Source organism: Sphingobium xanthum (genome assembly GCF_019737615.1).
Classification (GTDB): domain Bacteria; phylum Pseudomonadota; class Alphaproteobacteria; order Sphingomonadales; family Sphingomonadaceae; genus Sphingobium; species Sphingobium xanthum.
In genome coordinates, this window is sequence record NZ_JAHKKS010000002.1 from 1 (window position 1) to 21,321 (window position 21,321).

General features: G+C 64.2%; 21 protein-coding genes and 1 tRNA gene. 6 read left to right on the plus strand and 16 right to left on the minus strand.

Going from position 1 to position 21,321, the window contains the following annotated elements; translation table 11 throughout:
- Window positions 1–302: 302 nt before the first annotated feature.
- The 8 genes from KM135_RS03100 to KM135_RS03135 all read right to left on the minus strand — a co-directional run bounded on the left by KM135_RS03100 (window position 303) and on the right by KM135_RS03135 (window position 7,920).
- Window positions 303–515 (minus strand): hypothetical protein, encoded by a 213-nt coding sequence (locus tag KM135_RS03100; RefSeq protein WP_221712533.1) that lies wholly within the window; start codon window positions 513–515, stop codon window positions 303–305.
- Between the two features lie 367 nt (window positions 516–882).
- A complete protein-coding gene (gene clpX, locus KM135_RS03105; protein ID WP_221712534.1) occupies window positions 883–2,151 on the minus strand; it encodes an ATP-dependent Clp protease ATP-binding subunit ClpX in 1,269 nt (422 codons plus the stop codon).
- A gap of 320 nt (window positions 2,152–2,471) precedes the next feature.
- Window positions 2,472–3,110, minus strand: coding sequence for an ATP-dependent Clp endopeptidase proteolytic subunit ClpP (clpP, locus tag KM135_RS03110; protein ID WP_221712535.1), 639 nt, complete (start codon window positions 3,108–3,110; stop codon window positions 2,472–2,474).
- Window positions 3,111–3,168: 58 nt separating this feature from the next.
- Window positions 3,169–4,335, minus strand: coding sequence for an acyltransferase family protein (locus KM135_RS03115; protein ID WP_343228137.1), 1,167 nt, complete (start codon window positions 4,333–4,335; stop codon window positions 3,169–3,171).
- A 92-nt stretch (window positions 4,336–4,427) separates the two neighbouring features.
- Window positions 4,428–5,390 carry a glycosyltransferase family 2 protein gene (locus KM135_RS03120; RefSeq protein ID WP_221712536.1) on the minus strand — a complete coding sequence of 321 codons (963 nt, stop codon included), beginning with the start codon at window positions 5,388–5,390 and terminating at the stop codon, window positions 4,428–4,430.
- Between the two features lie 11 nt (window positions 5,391–5,401).
- Window positions 5,402–6,991, minus strand: coding sequence for a trigger factor (gene tig / locus KM135_RS03125; RefSeq protein ID WP_221712537.1), 1,590 nt, complete (start codon window positions 6,989–6,991; stop codon window positions 5,402–5,404).
- A gap of 70 nt (window positions 6,992–7,061) precedes the next feature.
- Window positions 7,062–7,146 (minus strand) — tRNA-Leu (locus KM135_RS03130).
- A gap of 120 nt (window positions 7,147–7,266) precedes the next feature.
- A complete protein-coding gene (locus KM135_RS03135) occupies window positions 7,267–7,920 on the minus strand; it encodes a TylF/MycF/NovP-related O-methyltransferase (protein WP_221712538.1) in 654 nt (217 codons plus the stop codon).
- Between the two features lie 265 nt (window positions 7,921–8,185).
- Here KM135_RS03135 and KM135_RS03140 point away from each other — a divergent pair, with 265 nt between their 5' ends.
- The gene (locus KM135_RS03140; RefSeq protein ID WP_425516992.1) at window positions 8,186–8,371 is read left to right on the plus strand and encodes a hypothetical protein; all 186 of its coding nucleotides are present in this window, start codon (window positions 8,186–8,188) and stop codon (window positions 8,369–8,371) included.
- A gap of 12 nt (window positions 8,372–8,383) precedes the next feature.
- Here the strand turns inward: KM135_RS03140 and gatB are convergent, their stop codons facing one another.
- The 5 genes from gatB to KM135_RS03165 all read right to left on the minus strand — a co-directional run bounded on the left by gatB (window position 8,384) and on the right by KM135_RS03165 (window position 14,131).
- A complete protein-coding gene (gene gatB / locus KM135_RS03145) occupies window positions 8,384–9,856 on the minus strand; it encodes an Asp-tRNA(Asn)/Glu-tRNA(Gln) amidotransferase subunit GatB (RefSeq protein WP_221712539.1) in 1,473 nt (490 codons plus the stop codon).
- A complete protein-coding gene (locus KM135_RS03150) occupies window positions 9,853–10,194 on the minus strand; it encodes a hypothetical protein (RefSeq protein WP_221712540.1) in 342 nt (113 codons plus the stop codon). The genes gatB and KM135_RS03150 overlap by 4 nt, the downstream gene beginning before the upstream one ends.
- A 1-nt stretch (window position 10,195) precedes the next feature.
- A complete protein-coding gene (gene gatA, locus KM135_RS03155; protein WP_221712541.1) occupies window positions 10,196–11,680 on the minus strand; it encodes an Asp-tRNA(Asn)/Glu-tRNA(Gln) amidotransferase subunit GatA in 1,485 nt (494 codons plus the stop codon).
- A complete protein-coding gene (gene gatC, locus KM135_RS03160) occupies window positions 11,677–11,964 on the minus strand; it encodes an Asp-tRNA(Asn)/Glu-tRNA(Gln) amidotransferase subunit GatC (protein WP_221712542.1) in 288 nt (95 codons plus the stop codon). Before gatC ends, gatA begins: the two co-directional genes overlap by 4 nt.
- Window positions 11,965–12,301: 337 nt before the next feature.
- On the minus strand, window positions 12,302–14,131 hold the full coding sequence (locus tag KM135_RS03165; protein WP_221712543.1) for a DUF4153 domain-containing protein: 1,830 nt from the start codon (window positions 14,129–14,131) through the stop codon (window positions 12,302–12,304).
- A 137-nt stretch (window positions 14,132–14,268) separates the two neighbouring features.
- Here KM135_RS03165 and KM135_RS03170 point away from each other — a divergent pair, with 137 nt between their 5' ends.
- From KM135_RS03170 to KM135_RS03190, 5 genes are all read left to right on the plus strand, one after another.
- Window positions 14,269–15,384: a DUF3089 domain-containing protein gene (locus KM135_RS03170; RefSeq protein WP_221712544.1), complete on the plus strand. Its 1,116-nt coding sequence runs from the start codon at window positions 14,269–14,271 to the stop codon at window positions 15,382–15,384.
- Entirely contained in the window at window positions 15,366–15,842 is a 477-nt protein-coding gene (ruvX, locus tag KM135_RS03175) for a Holliday junction resolvase RuvX (protein WP_221712545.1), read from the plus strand. The genes KM135_RS03170 and ruvX overlap by 19 nt, the downstream gene beginning before the upstream one ends.
- Window positions 15,843–15,932: 90 nt before the next feature.
- Complete coding sequence (sciP, locus tag KM135_RS03180) at window positions 15,933–16,253, plus strand: CtrA inhibitor SciP (protein ID WP_221712546.1); 321 nt, start codon at window positions 15,933–15,935, stop codon at window positions 16,251–16,253.
- 87 nt (window positions 16,254–16,340) lie between these two features.
- Window positions 16,341–17,330: an aspartate carbamoyltransferase catalytic subunit gene (locus KM135_RS03185; RefSeq protein ID WP_221712547.1), complete on the plus strand. Its 990-nt coding sequence runs from the start codon at window positions 16,341–16,343 to the stop codon at window positions 17,328–17,330.
- Window positions 17,321–18,544: a dihydroorotase gene (locus KM135_RS03190; RefSeq protein WP_221712548.1), complete on the plus strand. Its 1,224-nt coding sequence runs from the start codon at window positions 17,321–17,323 to the stop codon at window positions 18,542–18,544. Before KM135_RS03185 ends, KM135_RS03190 begins: the two co-directional genes overlap by 10 nt.
- Window positions 18,545–18,562: 18 nt before the next feature.
- Here the strand turns inward: KM135_RS03190 and KM135_RS03195 are convergent, their stop codons facing one another.
- The 3 genes from KM135_RS03195 to KM135_RS03205 are packed head-to-tail and all read right to left on the minus strand — an operon-like array spanning window position 18,563 to window position 21,209.
- The gene (locus KM135_RS03195) at window positions 18,563–19,981 is read right to left on the minus strand and encodes an SPOR domain-containing protein (RefSeq protein ID WP_221712549.1); all 1,419 of its coding nucleotides are present in this window, start codon (window positions 19,979–19,981) and stop codon (window positions 18,563–18,565) included.
- 2 nt (window positions 19,982–19,983) lie between these two features.
- Entirely contained in the window at window positions 19,984–20,502 is a 519-nt protein-coding gene (locus KM135_RS03200; protein WP_246605719.1) for a hypothetical protein, read from the minus strand.
- On the minus strand, window positions 20,502–21,209 hold the full coding sequence (locus KM135_RS03205; RefSeq protein WP_221713026.1) for an AAA family ATPase: 708 nt from the start codon (window positions 21,207–21,209) through the stop codon (window positions 20,502–20,504). The genes KM135_RS03200 and KM135_RS03205 overlap by 1 nt, the downstream gene beginning before the upstream one ends.
- Window positions 21,210–21,321: the final 112 nt, after the last annotated feature.

Here is a 21,321-nt window from a genome sequence, read left to right on the forward strand (position 1 = left end):
CTTCGCGAACAAATCCTGCGGATCACGACCAGCCAGAAGCTGGTCCAGCATGGCCTTGTCGATCGCCATATCGATGGTCCTTCCTATCCATCTCTATGGCCTCGCGCACAAAATATCTGACAGTCCCGGTATCGAGCATGACAACGGCCCCATGGTCCCCATGACGGGCGATCCCGGCGATCCGACCCTCGACGACAGATATCTTGCGGCGGCCAGATCGGCCCGGACATCGGATGGAATGTCGTGACCATCGGCCAGGACCGTCAACGTGTCGGTCCAATAGTGGAACAGCCTGACTTGATTCATCGACTGCGGCCGGACCAGACGAGGCCCCAAGGTTGGCCGGCGACTCCGAAGCCGTCGCAATAGGGGCAAGGGACGATGGACCTGCCCCAGCCTTCGGCAAAGCCCGGAACACCAGGTATCTGATCGACCGCGTCATAGCTCAGGATCAGCCCGCCTTCGCCTTGCTCCCATTGGTGCTGATCGCGATCGAGACGCAGGATACACTCCATGACCGACTTTGATGAGCAGCCTCATCGCACACTCACGCGCGAGGGCAACCGCTCGGTCTCTCAGCGTCAGCTGTGGCTCGTCAGCAAGGCGTAGGGCTTCGGTGTGGTCACGATCACGTTTGCGCTTTTCGTCACCGGGGCGCACTCTGGCGTGAAGGAATCGCGAATTCGAATTTCTCAGCTTCGTCGATCCGGGGAGCCACTTTTCCTTTATGCGGCATGCAGGTCCGGCGCGGGCGATCGACTCGATCCTTGATATGGGCGCACGGTCGTGCCGGCAGGAGCCAGTACGAACCACAGGCAACAAAAAGCCGGCGGTGGACATCTCCACGCCGGCTCATGCCATGTTTGCTCGCCGGAGAACCGCTCAGGCGGCGTCGCCGGCCTTGCGCTTGGTTTCGGCGAAGACGCGAACCGGATCCTTGCGGCCATCCACCACATCCTTGTCCACGACGACCTCGGTCACCCCTTCCATCGTCGGCAGATCGAACATCGTATCGAGCAGGATCGCCTCGATGATGGAACGCAGGCCACGCGCACCGGTCTTCCGCTCGATCGCCCGCTGGGCAATCGCTGTCAGCGCTTCGTCGGTAAAGGTCAGATCGACATCTTCCAGCTCGAACAGCTTGCGATACTGCTTCACCAGAGCGTTCTTGGGCTCGGACAGGATCTGCACCAGCGCCGCGATATCGAGATCCTCGAGCGTGGCAATGACCGGCAGACGGCCCACGAACTCGGGGATCAGGCCGAACTTGAGGAGATCCTCCGGCTCGCTCTGCCGGAGCAGTTCACCCGTGCGGCGCTCCTCCGGCGCGGCGACATGCGCGCCGAAGCCGATCGACTTGCCTTCGAGGCGGTCGCCGATGATCTTCTCCAGGCCGGCAAAGGCGCCGCCGCAGATGAACAGGATGTTGGTCGTGTCCACCTGCAGGAATTCCTGCTGCGGGTGCTTGCGGCCGCCCTGAGGCGGCACGGAGGCCGTAGTACCCTCCATGAGCTTCAGCAGCGCCTGCTGCACGCCCTCGCCCGACACGTCGCGCGTGATCGAGGGATTCTCGGCCTTGCGGCTGATCTTGTCGATCTCGTCGATATAGACGATCCCGCGCTGCGCCTTCTCGACATTATAGTCGGAGGCCTGCAGCAGCTTGAGGATGATGTTCTCGACGTCCTCGCCGACATAGCCGGCTTCGGTCAGCGTCGTCGCGTCCGCCATGGTGAAGGGCACATCGAAGGTCTTGGCAAGCGTTTGGGCGAGCAGCGTCTTGCCGCAGCCGGTCGGGCCTACGAGCAGGATGTTGGACTTGGCCAGCTCGACGTCGCCCGCCTTGCCGCCATGATCCAGGCGCTTGTAGTGATTATGCACGGCAACCGAGAGTACACGCTTGGCGCGCTTCTGGCCGATCACATAATCATTCAGAACATCGCAGATCGCCTGCGGAGTCGGCGTGCTGCCGTCCTTGCGTCCGACGAGGCCACCCTTGGTCTCCTCGCGGATGATGTCGTTGCACAGCTCGACGCACTCGTCGCAGATGAAAACGGTCGGCCCGGCAATGAGCTTGCGCACCTCATGCTGCGATTTACCGCAGAACGAGCAGTACAAAGTGCTCTTCGAGTCCGATCCTGTGAGTTTCGTCATTCAATGCCTTCCTTGGCCCGGCGAGCAACTCTGCATCACTCCATCCGGGCTGCTTGGCCCCAGCGTCATCCTAAACCGGGTTCTTGCCACACGACAAGTGGCGAAACCGTACCCGATTTGCGTAAATTTGGCGTTGCCATGGGCCTTTTGCCTGTCACAGGCGAAGAGATGGGCGCGCCGTCATCATTTTGCAACGTCGTAAACCATCACCTGATCGCAACGCCTGCGCCGAAGCGATGCGGCGCATTTCCCTGGTTAGCGGGCACGAAAAAGCCGGCGGGCGGGAGAGATCACGCTCGCCGGCTTCAGGATCGATAAGCTCAGAGCGGCGTCGCTTCTTCGGGCATGCCCTCGCGCTGATCATAGACCTTGTCGATCAGGCCGAACGCCAGCGCTTCTTCGGCTTCAAGGAACGTGTCCCGGTCCATCGCGGCCTCGACCTTTTCGAGCGGCTGCCCGGTATATTTCACGTAGAGATCATTCAGGCGCCGCTTGATGCGCAGGATTTCCTTGGCCTGGATCTCGATGTCGGACGCCATGCCCTGCGCGCCGCCCGAGGGCTGGTGGATCATGATGCGCGCATTGGTGGTCGCGAAGCGCATGCCCTTCTCGCCGGCGGTCAGCAGGAAGCTGCCCATGGATGCGGCCTGGCCGATGCACACCGTGCCGACCCTGGGACGGATATATTTCATCGTATCATGGATCGCCATGCCGGCCGTCACCACGCCGCCGGGCGAATTAATGTACATCCAGATGTCCTTCTTCGGGTTCTCGGACTCGAGGAAGAGCAGCTGCGCGCAGATGAGCGAGGCCATGTGATCCTCGACCGGGCCGGTCAGGAAGATGATCCGCTCGCGCAGAAGGCGCGAATAGATATCAAAGCTGCGCTCGCCCCGGTTCGACTGTTCAATGACGATGGGAACGAGAGCGCCGAGCGGATCGAAAGGAAGGTCGGTCATGATGTTCTTTCGTTGATGGCCGTTGCGGGTGCCTACATCGGACGTTTGGCGGCGAACTTCAAGGTGCTCCGGGCGCCGTCAGCAGGGAGGTGGAAGACCTAGCGCGAAGGAGGTTACGGACAGCTTTCTGGCCGGGCAGTTCAATCAGCCTGTAGCTGACATAGGAGACCGCGATGACCAGCGCGAGGAACAGCATCGACATCGCGTCGCCCAGAAGCGGACCGCCCACGATGATATGCCCGCCCTCCCCCACCAGATCGATGCCGCTCGCCTTCTCCGCCAGGGTCAGCCCATTCATGAAGCGGAGCAGCAGGAAATAGTGGATCATGTAGATGGAGTACGACAACGTGCCGATCAGCACGAACGGCGCGAACCGCAGCAGCTTGCTGACGGCGCCCCGCTCACGGGCGAAGATCAGCACAGCGGCCAGGAACAACAAGGGCGCGGCGAGCGAAGCCGGTGCTGGGCCGATCAGGCCGACGAACAGGATTGTCGCAAGGACGATGGCACATTCCGCCGCCGTGTCCGCCCAGCGCGGCAGGTGCAGCGCCTCTACCCGCGACGCGCAGCGCCAGCCCACCATCCCGAGCGCAAAACCGAACAGGCACCGCACGAAGGCACCATCATGGAAGACATTCATGTACCGATCGCCGATGAGCGCCAGATAAACGGGCGCCGCGAGCGCGATGAGCAGGCAGATCGGCACGAGCCGGCGCGCCGCGTAGCGAAGCAGCAGCGCAAAGACGAGATAGCTCCAGATTTCGGCCGCGATGGACCAGCTCGGCACGTTCCAGCTCAGCGCATCCGGCCCGAAGAAAATCTGCACGAGGAACAGCGACTGGACGAGCGTCTCGACCGAGGATGGCCCGGAAAAAGGCGGGCGATCCACCAGGTTTGAGAGGAACAGGGCTATCATCAACTCGAATGCCGCAAAAGCCATCAGCATGACCAGATGCAGCGGATAGATGCGACCGAGCCGCAGGCCCATGAACAGCGGCACGGAAACCTCGCCGCTGGCAAGGCGCGTGCCATAGCTCGATCCGATCACGAAGCCGGACAGCACGAAGAAGAAATCCACGAACAGGAAGGCATTCTGCACGACCGGCGATCCGCTGATCGCGCCCTGCGTCACGCAATGCAGCAGCACGACCATGCAGGCACAGACGCCGCGCAAGCTATCCAGCGCGACGTAGCGATGCTTTGGCCTGGCCGCTTCTAGCGTCACGAGAGCCTCCCGGGAGCGCTTCGCTGCGCTCCGTGCGAGCTTTGCCTGCCTTTGCCCGGCAGGGAAAGCCCGTTCACCCTGTTCGGAAAGGATCAGGTGACAGGGGCCGGATGCGCGAGATAGGCGAGCCGCTTCATTTCCTGACGTCCGCGCGTGACCGTGTCGAGGATGAGGCCGGTCATGACGTTAAGCGCGGCGAGAATACCGAGGCCGACAATCGCGATGACCGTTGGAAAGCGCGGCACGAGGCCCGTCTCCACAAAGGTCAGCACGACCGGAATACCCAGGATCACGCCGAGAATCGTCAGCAGACCCGCGATGAAGCCGAAGAACCAGAGCGGCCGCTCGACGCGATAGAGCTGGATCATCATCCGGAGAATCCGCCAGCCATCGCGAAACGTGCTGAGCTTGCTGTGCGACCCTTCCGGCCGCGCGGCATAGGCCGTCATCATCTCTCCGACCGGCATGCGCAGCTCGAGCGCGTGGACCGACATCTCGGTCTCGATCTCGAAGCCGGCGGACAACACCGGAAAGCTCTTCACGAACCTGCGCGAAAAGACGCGGTAGCCCGAGAGAATATCCGTGAAGCTGCGGCCGAAAAGTTGACGCAAAAGCCCCGTCAGCAATCGGTTGCCCAGGCGATGCCCGCGCCGATAGGCCGCCTCCACTTCCGATCTGCGCGCGCCGACGACCATGTCGAGATTGTCGGCCAGCATGCCTTCGATCAGCATCGGCGCAGCCGCCGCCTCATAGGTCGCGTCGCCATCGGCCATCACATAAATGTCGGCATCGACGTCCGCGAACATGCGGCGCACCACATGCCCCTTGCCCTGCTGACGCACGCGCCGCACCTGCGCGCCTGCGGCCAGCGCGACGGCATCGCTGCCGTCCGAGCTGTTGTTATCGAAGACATAGACGGTGGCGCCGGGCAAGGCCTGCGCGAATTCCTCGACCGTCCGCCCGATCGCGGTGGCTTCGTTATAGCAGGGCAACAGAACGGCGACACGCAGCCCCTCCGGCAAGGCTGGCCGGCCGGAGGGAGGCGCATTCACCATAGAAGGGCTTGTCAGCCTTCAGCCTTGGCGGTCTTCTTCTTGGCCGCAGGCTTCTTGGCAGGCGCTTCAGCGGCCTCGGTCGACTCTGCCTTGGGCTCGGCGGCCTTCTTGGCAGCAGCCTTCTTGGCCGGTGCCTTCGCCTCGGCAGCAGGCTCTTCGGCCTTCGCTTCAGCCTTGGCAGCTGGCTTCTTGGCGGCCGCCTTCTTCGCCGGCTTGTGATCATGATCGTGATGATCATGGCCACAGCCCGGGCCGTGAACGTGCAGATCGCTGTCTTCGCTCTCGATCGCGGCTTCGAGATCGGCGCGCTCGACGACGCGATCGGTGATCTCGGCCTTCTCGAACAGATAGTCGACGACCTTGTCCTCATAGAGCGGCGCGCGAAGCTGCGCGGCAGCCATCGGCTCGTTCTGGACATACTGGACGAAACGCTCGCGGTCCTGCGGCGCATATTGCTGTGCGGCCTGGGCGATCAGTCGGTTCATCTCGATCTGGCTGATCTCCACGCCATTGGCCTGGCCGATCTCGGACAGGAGCAGGCCGAGGCGCACGCGGCGCTCCGCGATCTTGCGATAATCGTCGCGTTCCTTCTCCATCTCGGCCAGCGCGGCCTCGGGATCTTCCTCGTGGCTCGCTTCATGCTCGAGCTGCGACCAGATCTGGCCGAACTCGGCCTCGACCATGCCGGGAGGCACCTCGAAGTCATGACCGGCGGCAAGCTGGTCGAGCAGGCGACGCTTCATGAACGTGCGCGTCAGGCCATTATGCTCCTGCTCGATCTGCCCCTTGAGCAGTTCGCGCAGTTTCTCGATGCTCTCGAGACCAAGCTGCTTGGCGAACTCGTCGTCCGCCGGCTTGTCGCTCGGATGCTTCACAGCGGTGATGACGAGATCGAACGTCGCGTCCTTGCCGGCCAGATTGGCGGCGCCATAGTCCTTCGGGAAGGTGACGTTGATCGTCTTCTCGTCGCCAGCCTTCACGCCGACGAGCTGCTCCTCGAAACCGGGGATCAGATTGCCCGAGCCGATGGCAACGGCCATGCCGGTCCCGGTGCCGCCTTCGAACGCGACGCCATCGACCTTGCCGGTGAAGTCCATGACGACCTGGTCGCCGGTCTTCGCCTTGGCCGTCTTGGGTGCATCCTCATAACGCTGGCTCTGCGACGCGATGCGCTCGACAGCTTCGTCGACCTGCGCGTCGGTCACTTCGACAGTCAGGCGCTCCAGCTTCAGGCCGTCGATGCTCGGGGTCGGAACCACCGGCAGGATCTCGAGCGTCACCTTGACCTCGGCGTCCTTGCCTTCCTCATAATCCTCGGTCAGCTCGACGGTCGGCTGCATCGCCGGACGGAGCTTGTTCTCGGAAATCAGCTTCTCGACGCCGTCGCGCACCGACTTGTCGAGCGCTTCGCGCTGCAGCGATGCGCCGTGCATCTTGCGCACGAGATTCGCGGGCACCTTGCCGGGGCGGAAGCCGGGCATGCGCACTTGCGGCGCGATGGTCTTCACTTCCTCGTCGACGCGCGCGTCAATATCCTTGGCCGTAACAGTCAGCGTATAGGCGCGCTTCAGGCCCTCGTTCAATGTCTCGACAATCTGCATATCTCTAACTCAACGCTTTCCAAGCTAAGCCAAATCTCGTGGGACCGAACGGGGCGAGTGCCGCGCAAACTGGTGCGGGCGAAGGGACTCGAACCCCCACATCTTGCGATACCAGAACCTAAATCTGGCGCGTCTACCAGTTTCGCCACGCCCGCATCGGTCGCCGGTCGGCGCGGCATAGTGCAAGAGCGCTCAAAGGGCAAGGCTGGCTGGGCATTGCGCCGGATCAGATCGACACGCGCTCCGCTTCACCCGGAGAAGCACGCGAAAAGACCCTATAGCTTGTGGAGAATCGGGTTGCGCCCAGGCTCCATCCGATAGTCCTTGCGCTCGGCAAGGAACTCATCGACCGCCGTCCGGCAGCCGCCATAGGCATGGTAATCGTCGATGATGATCTGACCGCCCGGCAACATCTTGTCGGCGCAGACTGCCAGGCAATATTTGACGGGATCGTACCAGTCGCAATCGAGATGCGCGATCGCGATCGACTCGATGTCGGTCGTCGGCCAGGTATCCTCGAAGAGTCCCTTGATCAGCTGGATCCTGTCGCCATCAACCGGCACGCCATATTTGGCGAAGGATGCCGAGACGATCCCGTACAAGTCTTCCTGATAGCCATAATATGTATCGCCATCGATCCCGCTGGACTTGCCCGATTTGATGGTCTCGTAGCGCTTCTTCGACTTCTCGTCGTCCTTGTCGGACGTCGGCTCGGGGATCATCGCGAAGACATCGAAACCGATAAAACGGCGGTCGGGCTTAGCGGCCTGCGCCATGACGATTGCCGAGCCGCCGAGCGCGATTCCGAACTCGATCAGGTCGCCCTTCAGATGCTGCGTTTCCTTGAGGGCGTTTTCGAGCCGTTCGAACTTGGGAATGGCAAGATAAGTCAGCCGCTCCTTCAGGACCTGGCGAGAGACACTGCTCAATTTTCTGGTGTCGCGCCAAAATCTGAGATGCCACTTGATCTTGTCGAGAAGTCCCATGCACCCACCTCAATTGACGCCATCAAATGGCCGGTCAGCATCCGTGACAACGATTCGTGAAAATACTGTGCAGCGCAGCATTCATGCGGGATGCTTGGACTGACGGCAAGTCGGGAGGTCAGATTCCCGGGGCAGATCGCCGCGCGGTCCGTTCGCGTCAACGCGGAACAATCCGCGTCGCTCGTCGTTCACTTCCGAAAGGAAGGACATGATGGCCAGCCAACCCGATATCCCGCCGCCCGACACCATCGAGCCGCAATCGCCGCCGGAGACGCCGCCACTAGAACCCGCACCCGAGCAACCGTATCAGGAGCCGCCGGAGATCATCCCCGATAAGCCCAATATCGATGAGCCCGGGAAAGGGCCAGGTGAAGTGCCGCCACCGCCGGACTAGGGGTGTGGGGATTCAGCCCAGCGCCTTCTTCAGCAGTTCGTTGACGATCTGCGGATTGGCCTTGCCCTGCATCGCCTTCATCGTCTGACCGACGAAGAAGCCGAACAGGGCTTCCTTGCCGCCCTTATACTGCTCGACCTTGTCGCCATTGTCGGCGAGCACCTTGGCGATCACCGCCTCGATCGTGCCGGTATCGGACGTCTGCTTGAGGCCCTTTTCCTCGACGATCTTGCCGGGCGCATCGCCGGTTTCCAGCATGATCTCAAAGACCTGCTTGGAGATGGTGCCGGAAATCGTGCCGTCCGCGACGAGCGCGAGCAGCTCGGCCGCCTGCGCAGGCGCGACGGGCGAGTCCTCGATGCTCTTGCCGAGACGATTGAGCGCCCCGAACAGTTCGGAGGAGACCCAATTGGAGGCTTGCTGCGGCTTGGCGCCAGCTTCAAGCAGCGCGTCGAACCAGCGCGCCGTCTCGACCTCGGCGGTCAGCACGGCAGCGTTATATTCAGTGATGCCCAAGCCCTCATAGCGCGCGCGCTTGGCGTCCGGCAGTTCGGGCAACGACGCGCGGCATGCGTCGAGGAACGTGTCGTCCAGCTCCAAAGGGAGCAGGTCGGGGTCCGGGAAGTAGCGATAATCATGCGCATCTTCCTTGGAGCGCATCGAGCGCGTCGTGCCCGTGTCGGGATTGAACAGCCGCGTTTCCTGGACGATCCGGCCGCCGCCTTCCAGCACATCGACCTGGCGCTGCGCCTCATATTCGATCGCCTGCATGACGAACCGGACCGAGTTCACGTTCTTGGTCTCGGTTCGAGTGCCGAACTCGTCGCCCGGCTTGCGCACCGAGACATTGACGTCGGCGCGCATCGAGCCTTCTTCCATATTGCCGTCGCACGAGCCGACATAGCGCAGGATCGCCCGCAGCTTGCGCAGATAGGCGCCGGCTTCGGCGGGCGAGCGCATGTCCGGCCGGCTGACGATTTCCATCAGCGCCACGCCCGAGCGATTGAGATCGACATAGGAGCGCGTCGGATGCTGGTCATGCATCAGCTTGCCGGCATCCTGCTCGACATGGATGCGCTCGATGCCGATGACCTTCTCCTCGGCAATGCCGGCCTTCTCGTCCGCCTCGATCGCCAGCGACCCTTCGCCGACAAGCGGATGATAAAGCTGGGAAATCTGATAGCCCTGCGGCAGATCGGCATAGAAGTAATTCTTGCGATCGAACCGCGACCATTTGTTGATCCGCGCATTGATCGCCATGCCCGTGCGCACCGCCTGACGGATGCACTCCCTGTTCGGCACCGGCAGCATGCCGGGCATCGCCGCATCGACGAGACTCACCTGTGTATTGGGTTCGGCACCGAAGGCCGTCGCCGCCCCCGAGAAGAGCTTGGCCTGCGATGTCACCTGCGCATGCACTTCGAGGCCGATCACGACCTCCCAGTCACCGGTTGCGCCTGCAATGCGATAAGTCGATTCAGTCATAGTTTGGCTCTCAAATAGTCAGCCGTCTTATCCAACTCAGCTCGAAACATATCAACGTAATCTCGATCGCCGGTCAGTTTGGTATTCTCGCAGACTGTGATGATCACAGGTGCATATTCGGGATATTTCCTAAGTTCGAAAGCTGCAGCCATTTTTTGAGTGACGCTAGCTTGATGATCTCCCAAATTTCGCATGACTTCCGAAAGTCGCTGGTACTCCTGATGAGACACCTCGCGACGGCGAGCCAGAGTGTAAAATACTGCAGACCAAGCTAAAGCTGCCAAGGGTATAACTATACCCGCCCAAGCGATCCAATCACTGGCAGATGTTAATCCCATTTCACCACCACTTCTCCGCACGCGCCGTAAAGCCAGCCCGCTGCTCGATTGCCAGACCCGCATTCAGCACCGACTGCTCATCGAACGCCGGCCCGATGATCTGCAGGCCGAGCGGCAGCCCGTCCTTGCTCAGCCCGCCGGGCACCGACATGGCCGGCAGCCCGGCCAGCGAGGCAGGCACCGCGAACACATCGTTCAGATACATGGCCAGCGGATCGGCCGTCTTGTCACCCAGCGCGAACGCGGCGCTCGGCGCTGTCGGCGCGAGGATCACGTCGCAGCTTTCGAACGCCGTCGCGAAGTCGCGCGCAATCAGCGTCCGCACCTTCTGGGCCTGCGTATAATAGGCGTCGTAGAAGCCCGCCGAGAGCACATAGGTGCCGATGATGATGCGGCGCTTGACCTCGGGTCCGAAGCCGGCTGCGCGCGTCGCGGCATACATGTCCTGCAGGTTCGCGCCGTCCGGCAGGTCGCGCAGGCCGTAGCGCACGCCGTCATAGCGGGCGAGATTGGACGAGGCTTCCGCCGGGGCGATGATGTAATAGGCCGGCAGCGCATATTTGCTGTGCGGCAGCGAGACCTCGACGATCTCCGCGCCCGCATCTTTGAGCCAGGCAATGCCGTCGTCCCAGACCCGCGCGACATCGGCGTCCAGGCCATCGACGCGATATTCCCTGGGAATGCCGACCTTCTTGCCCTTGAGATCGGCGGAAAGCCCCGCTTCCCACTGCGGCACGGCGAGGTCGAGCGAGGTCGAATCCCTAGCGTCGAAGCCCGCCATATTCTCGAGCATGATTGCGCAGTCCTGGACCGTGCGGGCCATCGGGCCGGCCTGATCGAGCGAGCTGGCAAAGGCGATGATGCCCCAGCGCGAGCAGCGGCCATAGGTCGGCTTGATGCCGGAAATGCCGGTGAAGGCCGCGGGCTGGCGGATCGAGCCGCCCGTGTCGGTGCCGGTCGCCGCCGGGCAGAGCCGCGCCGCGATCGCCGCCGAGCTGCCGCCCGAGGAGCCACCGGGCGCCAGCGGCGCATTCCCGCCATTCTTGCTGCGCCAGGGCGAGATCACATTGCCGAAATAGCTGGTCTCGTTGGACGAACCCATGGCGAACTGATCCAGATTGAGCTTGCCGAGCATGCCCGCGCCCGCATCCCACAGCTTCTGCGAAACGGTGGACTCGTAGGTCGGCTTGAAGCCTTCCAGCATGTGGCTCGCTGCCGTCGTCTGCACGCCATTGGTGCAGAACAGGTCCTTCATGCCGATCGGCACGCCGGAGAGCGGTTTGAGCGTCCCGGCCGCCTTGTCCTTGTCGGCCTGATCCGCGGCCGCCAGTGCATGCTCGGGCGTTTCGACGATGAAGGCATTCAGCGCCTTGGCTGCCGCGACATTGGCATTGAACGCCTCAGCCACTTCCCGCGCCGAGAAATCACCCGCCCGGAATCCGTCGCGGATTTCCGCAACTGTCAGATCAGTCAGTTCGGTCCTCATTCGATCACCTTCGGCACGGCGAAGAAGCCATGCTCGGCCTGCGGCGCATTGGCCAGCACCTTGTCGCGCACATCGCCGTCGGTCACGACGTCGTCGCGCAGGCGCAGCGTGTTGGGAATGACGGCAGTCATCGGCTCGACGCCGGTCACGTCCACTTCGCCCAGTTGCTCCACCCAGTCGAGGATTCCGTTGAGTTCGGGCACCAGGGCCTCCGCCTCGGCTTCGGTCACGGCAAGTCGCGCCAGGCTGGCGACGCGCTTCACGGTTGTCAGGTCTACGCTCATGGCAGGCGCGCTAGCACCGCCTCCGGCACGCTTCAAGCGTCGTAGGCAGCGGCAATCGCCTCAGACCGCATTGACAGTCCGTCCGCGAGGAAAAGCCGCCCGGCGCTCCAAAAAACCGCTGTCCTACATTTCCCCATCCATGGCATCCCGGATCGAGCTCTTTCTCAGGTCCGAAAATCCCTCCCCGCGCCACCGGCGCCCGAGCGGGAGAACATGCGCGATAGTGTGACCTTGGTGTGACCTTTTGCGGTATCTAGATACCCGAAACACGGAAAACTGCCATTCTCAGCCTGACAGACTCGCGGCCAAATGCGACCGCAGGATAATGTGATATGCCTTAGCGCTTCGGAGGAGGATTTCCTTGGGTGGGCGAGGCGCCCGCCGGTGCCGGCGGCATCGGATTGCCCACTGCCTTGCCGCCAAGGAACAACTGCCGTTGCTGGACCGGGCGCATCTCCACCCTCCCCTCGCGAATCGCCGCGACTTGCGCGTCGATCTCATCATCACGGCCGACATAGAAGCTGTCATCCGACCAGCCGCCCTTGGCATCGCGCATGATCAGGCTGATCTGCCCCTTGCAGCGGTCGCATTTCGGCGACGGGCCGGCATAGACGACCATGTAGTCCTGTCCGGGTACGAAGCGCACGACACAGGGCACGCCGGTGTAGTTGTTGCAAGCGTCATACTTGACCAGACGCGCGCGCGTCGCTTGGTCGAGGGGAAACGGCGCGGGCAGCATGGTCAGGCGCTTTTCCAGAGCGACGCCCGTCTCGGTGGTGCCGGCATTGGGCGGATCGTCCCACCGGTTCTCCAGCTTGCGCACCGCGGCCGCATAGCCCTTGATCCGCCTGTCGGAGGAATGCGCCGCCAGCCGCTCGATGGCCGCTCGACCCGGTGGACCGAAGTCGAACCAGAGGCCGCGATAGTCGAACGCCTCGGCAGACACCTGCCCGCCCGCCAGCCGCGCGAGCTGATGCGCCGTCGCGATCCGCTCGATGCTGACCAACGGCGTCGAGAGCAGCAGCGTGATCCCGCAGAGCACGTACACGAGATGGAGATTGGTCCGCCGCAATCGGGCAAACCATCCGCGCGTGCCCAGGATCGCCACGGCATAGGCAATGGCAGTGATGCTGGCGACGACGATGAAGATGAGCGCCCACAACCGATCGGGGCTGAGGCCATATTGCTGGATGCGCAGCCCCGACGAGAAGGCCGCGATCCCGACCATCGGCACGAGGAAGAGGCCAAGCGCGGCGGCGCTCGAGCTCAGCACGATCGAGCGCGATTCGTCCTTCGGCGTATCGCTGACCACGGCATTGGCGAGGAAGAGCGCCAGCATCGCGCCGACGAGCATGATCGGCGTTGTCCCGCCGGTGTCCCACAAAGGCGCGAGCCCTGTAAACGGCAGCGCCACCAGAAAGATCAGCACGCCGACCGCCAGCACCGGCGCCAGCACGCGCAGGACGATCATCGCGACACGCTGAAGCAGCGAGATGATCGCGCCACGATCCCGCAGCATGCCGATCGCCCCGCCAAAGGCCGCGCCGAGCAGCAGCGCATTGAACCAGTCCTTGCGAAGCAGCTCCCGCAGGAAACCCAGCTTCACCAGCCAGAACATCTCGGCCAGCAAGTGCGCGAGGCCGAAGGCCAGCCCGGCAAAGGCCCCGCTCAGCCCGACCGTCAGGACGTTGGTCCAGAGCTGGTCGTGGACGTCGGCATAGTGGATCGCCTCGCGCCGCCAGCCGTTCAGGCCCAACGGCGACCAGCGCACCGGCGGCCCCGCTCCCCAGCTCTGCGCGGCCTGGAACAAGGTCAGCAGAAAGCCCGAAGCGATCAGCCCGCAGAAGAGATGCCAGCCGTCCGAGCCCTTGAACAATCCCTCCGGCGTACCGTTCCAAAGCAGGACTCCGCCGCCGATCAGGCCGCAGATGAGCGCGATCGCGATCGCACCGATCAGTCGCCCGCGCTGCCAGGCCAGACCGAACGCAAGGCCGCTCGAACCGAGGAAGACGATGGCGGCGGCGACCATGCGCGGTCCCCATTCCGATCCGTTGTCCTGCAACGCGCCGAGCTGCTGAATGGCGAGCGCAAACAGCGCGGCCAGGATCGCCAGCACCCAGGTGCGCAGCGGCCATTCGGTCTCGACGGTCTGCGGCGCGCTTGCCATTGGGTCGTTCTCCTCCCCGGTATTCGAGCAGAGACCTAACATGATCGCGCCCGGAGGCAAATCTGCGGCTCGCTTGCCTGCGCCGCGCCAACCGGGCATGAGCGCTCGACCCGTTCAAGAGATGGAGTCGTGCCCGTTTGGCTCGCAAATTCCTGTATGCCGTCGCGATCCTCATTGCTCTTGCGATAGCCGCGATGATCGCCTTCTCCTTCTTCGGCGCCCGGCTGATGCAGGGCGCGCTGGTGCCCCGCATCGGCTTTTCCGAGCCTGCCCCCCTCCCCACCGGCTTCTATGAGCATGCGGATGGCTGGATCAGCCGCCCGGACGAGCGGCGGACCGATCCGGCACGCTGGCTCCCCCCGACGGCGAAAGCGCCTGCCCAGCCCGGCAATGCGGCGATCTTCTTCGTCCATCCGACCAGCTCGTTCGACACGCTGCACTGGAATGCCCCGATTGGCGACGTGACGGCAGCGCTACAGGCGGAACGCTTCATCCGCATGCAGGCCAGCGCCTTCTCGGCAGCCGGCAAGATCTGGGTGCCGCGTTACCGTCAGGCCGTGTTCGGCGCCTTCCTTACCGACAAGGCCGATGCGGCGCTGGCGCTCGAGCGGGCTTATGGGGACGTCAAGACGGCCTTCGCCGCCTTTCTCGCGGCCAATCCGAATGGTCCGGTGATTCTCGCCGCCCACAGCCAGGGCAGCAAGCATCTGATCCGCCTGCTGCGCGAGGAACGCGGAAACGCCGCGCTTCATCGCCGTCTTGTCGCAGCCTATGCGGTGGGCTGGCCGGTCTCGATCCAGCATGATTTGCCCGCGATGGGCATCAAGGCCTGCACGGCGGCCGATCAGACCGGATGCCTGCTGAGCTGGCAGAGCTTTGCCGCGCCGGCCGACCCTTCGGCCGTGGACGAGGTGTTCGATCGCGAGCGGGGTTTCGACGGGCGCTCGCGCAAGGGGTCTGCGATGCTCTGCACCAATCCGATGAACGGCGGCGTGGCGCCCGACGCACCGGCCGATGCCAATCTAGGCATGCTGGTCGGCGATGGCGAACCGGCCTCGACCCTGCTCTCGCCGCCGGGCGGAGCCGGAGCGCGCTGCGAAGGGCGCGGCTATCTCATGCTGGACCGGCAAGTGAAGCTCGGCGCCGCCGTCCTGCCCGGCAACAATTATCACGTCTATGACTATCCGCTCTTCTGGGCGAATGTCCGAGCGGATGCGCAGCGGCGAGTGGCGGCATGGCAGAAGCCGGATTGATCACGCTCGACAAGGCCGCTTTCGCGCAGGCTCTAGCCACCGGCGGCCGCCTGCTCGGCATGGATGTCGGCAGTCATACGATCGGCCTTGCCCTTTGCGATGCCGGCTGGAGCATTGCCAGCCCGGCGCACACGCACAAGCGCGGTAAGTTCACGAAGGACAAGGATGCGCTCGCCGCCTTCATCCAGCAGCAATCGGTCAAGGGTCTTGTCATCGGCCTGCCGCTCAACATGAACGGTAGCGAAAGCCCGCGCAGCCAGGCGAGCCGCGCCTTCGCCCGCAACATCGCCGTGCTCGGCCTGCCGGTCCTGCTCTGGGATGAGCGCTGGTCCACCGTCGCGGCCGAGCGCGCGATGATCGCGCAGGACATGAGCCGGGCGAAGCGCGCCGAGAAGATCGACGCTCACGCCGCCGCGCTCATCCTGCAGGGCGCAATCGACGGGCTGACGATGGTCTGAGGCATAGGACGAAAAAATTCTTCCCAGCCGGGCACCAAATCCGCCGGCGTTCGTTTTAGGCAAATGGGGAGGCATAATTTCAAAGACGAGATGGCCAAAGTGGCCAAGGCCGATCCCGGAACGGGCAATCACCGTCCGTCATGGGTCATCGGGCCGCTCGGCCAGCAACTGACCCTGGATCAACTTCCGCCTCCCGACTATCAACACTGGCTGCCGATCCGAAAAGCGGAAGTCGTCGCTGCCGTACATGGCGGGCTCCTCACGCTGGAGGAAACGCTCCAGCGCTACAACATGACGATCGAGGAATATGCCGGCTGGGAGCGCGCCGTGAACCGGTTTGGCGTGCATGGCCTCCGTCAGACGCGCTTGACTCATTACCGCGACATCCAGTCGCGGGAGCAGAAATTCTGACGCGGATATTCGTCGTTCGCAGATTCCCGATTGAGCGCGTCATCCGCCCTTGAGTCTTTGCGTGGCGCGCTCTATCGGGGGCCTTTAATGACATTGTCACCCTCCCCCGCGACCGGCCTTGTTGGCCGCGACAATTTTCCGCATCGGCATCTATTGGGAATCGCCAATCTCGCACCGCACGAGATCCGCTTTCTCCTCGATGAGGCCGAGATCTGGGCCGCGCTCAACCGGTCCGAAGCCCGCAAGCATGACGACCGCCTCGCCGGCCTCACGCAGATGAACGCCTTCTTCGAGGCGAGCACGCGAACGTTGCTGTCCTTCGAGGTTGCGGGCAAGCGGCTGGGTGCCGACGTGGTCAACATGCATGCCGCCCAGTCCAGCGTGAAAAAGGGCGAAACGCTGATCGACACGGCGGTGACGCTGAATTCCATGCGCGCTGACGTGATGGTCATCCGCCACATGAGTTCGGGCGCCGTCCAGCTCATCGCCGACAAGGTCGATTGCCCGGTTCTCAATGCGGGAGACGGTCGGCACGAGCATCCGACGCAGGCCCTCCTCGATGCCTTCACGATTCGTCGCCGCAAGGGCGGGTTCGAGGGGCTGGTTGTTACCATCTGCGGCGACATCCTCCACAGCCGCGTGGCGCGCTCGAACATGCTCTGCCTGACCGCGCTCGGGGCGCAGGTCCGCGTCTGCGCGCCTGCAACCCTGATGCCGCCTGCTGTCGAGCGCTACCGCGTGATGCCGTTCACGGATTTCAACCAGGCGCTGGACGGCGCCGATGTGGTGATGATGCTCCGCCTGCAAAACGAACGCATGGACGGCGGCTTCATCCCTTCCGCGCGCGAGTTCAGCCTGCTCTACGGCCTGACCCCGGAGCGACTCAAGCGCGCCAAGGACGACGCGATCGTGATGCACCCCGGCCCGATGAACCGCGGTGTCGAGATCCTGAGTGGCGTCGCGGACGACAAGGATCGATCGGCCATCACCGAGCAGGTCGAGATGGGGGTCGCCGTGCGCATGGCCTGCCTCGACGTGCTGACGCGCCGCCAGCGGGGAGTGCCGGGATGGGCATGATCGCGATCGTCAACGGGCGCCTCTGCGATCCCGCCGCCGAGGCGCTGAGCGAGGGCATCGTCCTGGTCCATGGCGACAGGATCGAAGCGGTCGGTCAGGCCGATTTCCCGGAGGCCGCCGAAATCGTGGATGCCAGGGGCATGCTCGTCGCGCCCGGCATCATCGATCTCGGCGTGTTCAAGACGGACAAGCCGGCGTTCCACTTCTCGGGCATCACGCGCGCGGCTTTGATGCCCGATCAGTCGCCTGTGCTGGATGATCCGGGCCTCGTCCAGCATGCTGCCCGCGCCGGCAAGCCGGACTTCTGGGTGCATCCGCTGGGGGCTGCCACGCGCGGCCTTGACGGCGCCGAGCTTGCCGAGATGGCATTGATGAAGGCGGCGGGCGCGCGCGCCATCGCCACGGGACGCCGCTGGATCGCCGATTCGGGCGTCATGCTCCGCGTCCTGCGCTATGCTGCCTCGCTCAATCTGGTCGTCGTCACGCATGCGGAGGATGGCGGCCTCGCCAATGGCGCCGTCGCCACCGACGGCGAGACAGCCTCGCGTCTCGGTCTGCCGAGCGCCCCCGCCTGCGCCGAAGCCATCGCCATCACACGCGATATTGCGCTCGCCCGCGAGGCCGGTGCGCGCATCCATTTCCGCTTTGTGACAACCGCCGCCGGTTTCGCGCTGATCCGCGCGGCCAAGGCTGAAGGGCTCGCTGTCACTTGTGGCGTCAGCCCGTCCTATCTCTTCCTCAATGACGCTGCCGTCAGCGATTTCCGCACATTTGCGCGTCTTTCGCCCCCACTGCGCGACGAGCGCGATCGTCTGGCAGCGATCGAGGCCGTGGCGGACGGGACGGTGGACGTGCTCTGCTCGGGCCATGATCCGCGCGGGCCGGAGGACAAGCGCCTGCCCTTCGCCGATGCCGAACCGGGGATCGCCGGCGCCGAAACCTTGCTACCGCTGTCCCTCAATCTCGTGCGGGACAAGCGCGTTTCTGAAACCCGCATGATGGCGCTGCTCGCTGCCAATCCGGCGAAGCTGCTCGGTCTCGATGCCGGCCAGCTCACGCCCGGCGCCCCGGCGGACCTCATCCTGATCGACCCCGACGTCCCGTGGATCGTCGATTCGAACAAGATGGCCGCCGCCGCCGGCAACACGCCGTTCGACAAGCTGCCCGTTCAGGGACGGGCGCGGATGATCATGAAGGGCGGCGTGATCCGCTGATCGACGCGGCCGACCGCCTCAGCGCGAGGCGACCTGCTTGACCGGCGCCTTGACCGTGCGCGACGCGCTCTGCACACCGCCCTTGGCCTGAGACCGGGCCATGCGCGTGCTGTCGGTGTCGTCGAGGCGCACGAAACATGCCTGCCCCTCGGCGCGCAGCGACTTGCAAAGCGCGTTGGCCGAACCGTGATCGGCGAAACCGCGGATCGCAAGACGATGGAACGCCCGTCCGTTCAGCGAGAACTCACTGTGAATCTGGTTGAACTCGCCGAGGCCAGTGCGGCCACGGCTGATCCGCGCCCACTTCTCCTTGGCAATCGCCGCATTGTCGAAGGCGCCGAGCTGGATCACCCAGTCGCTCGCCTCGGCATCGGCGGCCGGCGCCGTCAGCTTGGCGATGCGGCTCATGCCGGTGCGGTTGATCAGGGTCTGCGCATCATCGGCGGCGCTGCGCTTGAAGGCGGCGCGCACAGCCTGACGCATCGGATCGCTGGATGCGCGGATGAGCGGCGCCTCGCTGGTGCGGGCGGCATCGAAAGTCATCGCGACGGCAAAGCTGTCCGGCTTGGCCGGCATAGCTTGCGGTGAAACCTCGGCGACGGCATCGGCGGGTGCCGGAGAGGTTTCCGCCGCTGCCAGCGCAACATCCTGCCGCGCTTCGCCGATCAGATCGCTCGAAGCCGTCTGCACCGGCGCACTGCCTGCACCACCGAGCGCAAGGCGCACCGGCAGGCCGCTATCGTCCCCGCGCGGTGACACGCCGAGCAAGGCCGCGACGCGCTGCTCGTCACCCTTCTGAGCGGCGATCGACCATTGACCGATGCGCTGTTCCGCTTCCCGCGCCGCGAGATCCTGGCCCGCGACCAGGCGCGCCTGGCCCCAGGCACCGGCGAGCGCCAGCGCATAAGCGAGATTCTGGCGCGTCTGCGCCGTTGCTTCAGGCTGCTTGACCGCTTCGAGGAGCGCGCGCACGCCTTCCTTCGGGTCACCCGCCATGGTCATGGCGAGGCCATAGTCGGCCGCCGGAAGATCGGAGATATGCGAGGCCAGCAGAGTCCGCGCACCCTCGGCATTGCCGAGGCCGGTCTCGGCGAGCGCAAGGCTGACGATCGTGCGCACGTCCCGATTTCCGAGCGTCACCGCGTCGGAGAAGGCAGTGCGTGCAGAGGCATAGCGGCCATTGGCGAGATAGGCCCGGCCCAGCAGCGCGCGATAGGCCGGATCGTTCGGCTTGGCCTCGACCAGTTGCTCGGCCTGCATCAGCGCGCTTGCAAAGTCCTTGCCCGCCAGCGCCTTCTCGACACGCGGTGCAAGCGACGGCGCGTTCTGCGCGCTGAGCGCCGGCCGGCGGTCGAGGCTCGCGCCGCTGCAGCCGACCATGGACGAGCCCAATATGGCCGCCGAGGCCATCAGTATCGAGAGTTTCTGCTTCTGCATGATCATGAACCCCATTTCATGTCCGCGGTGATGTTTCCGTCGACGGCCCGCTCCGCGAGGTCCTTGAGCTGGTCGTTCCGGGCGATGAGGGCATCGAGTGCCTCGATGAGAAGCTGCTGGGCCGAACGGTTGGTGACGGCGCTCAGCAAGCGAAGGCGCAAATGACGGTCAGCGTCGATCCGCAGCGTGAAGGCGGCCTTGCGCGCATCACCGGTCAACGTGGCGGGACGCCTCGTCTCGCGCGTCGGCCTGGCGTTGATGCGTTCGGCCAGCGCCTGGATCTGCTGGTTGATCGGCGAGACGGCCGGGGTTTCCTCCGGCTCCGGCGCGCCATATGCCGCGGACTGCGCGTCCTCGCCCATGTCGTTCCAGCCCAGATCCTCGGTGATCGGGAGAACGGCGAGATTGCCCATCGGCTGGCGACGCATCGCCGGGCGCGCGGCGCCACGGCGGGCGAGCAGGCTCGCGGTCAGCGAAGCGGCGGGACGCGCCTCGGGCACGGGATGTTCCGATCCGCTCATCAGCTCACAACCCTTCTGCCAAAACCGCCCTGCTGCTGACGGGCCACCACGGCGGCATGGCCGGGCGAGAAGACCGTGCGGCGGAAATTCCGTTCGAGCCGATCCGCGATATACGCCCAGATCGCCTCGATCTCCTTGGCGGACTTGCCGTTGGGATCGAAGTCCATGACCGTGCGCCCGTCGATCATCGACGAGGCAAAATCGGTGCGGTGGTGAATGGTGACGGGGGCAACCGTGCCGTGCTGCGAGAGCGCAATGGCCGCCTCGGACGTGATGCGCGCCTTGGGTGTTGCGGCATTGACGACGAAGAGCAGCGGCTTGCCGGCGCGTTCGCACAGATCGACCGTCGCACCGACGGCGCGCAAATCATGCGGGCTGGGACGAGTCGGGACCACAATCAGTTCGGCAACGCCGATCACGCTCTGGATCGCCATGGTGATGGCGGGCGGCGTGTCGATGACGGCGAGTTTGAAGCCCTGCTGGCGCAATGTCTCCAGATCGATGGCGAGGCGCGCCACCGTGGTCTGGGCGAAAGCGGGGAATTCTTCCGTCCGTTCGTTCCACCAATCGGCCAGCGATCCTTGCGGATCGATGTCGATGAGCACAACTGGTCCCGCGCCGGCGCGCTGCGCCTGAACGGCGAGGTGGCCGGATAGGGTCGTCTTGCCCGACCCGCCCTTTTGAGACGCAAGTGCCAAAATTCGCACATTATTCCCCTGGTCGATCGTCCGCTTCATGCGGAAAATCACACGGCGCGCCCTAAGATTTGGTTAAGTGCGCGCTCGTCAGAGCGCTCAACTGCCCGGGACTATGCTAAGA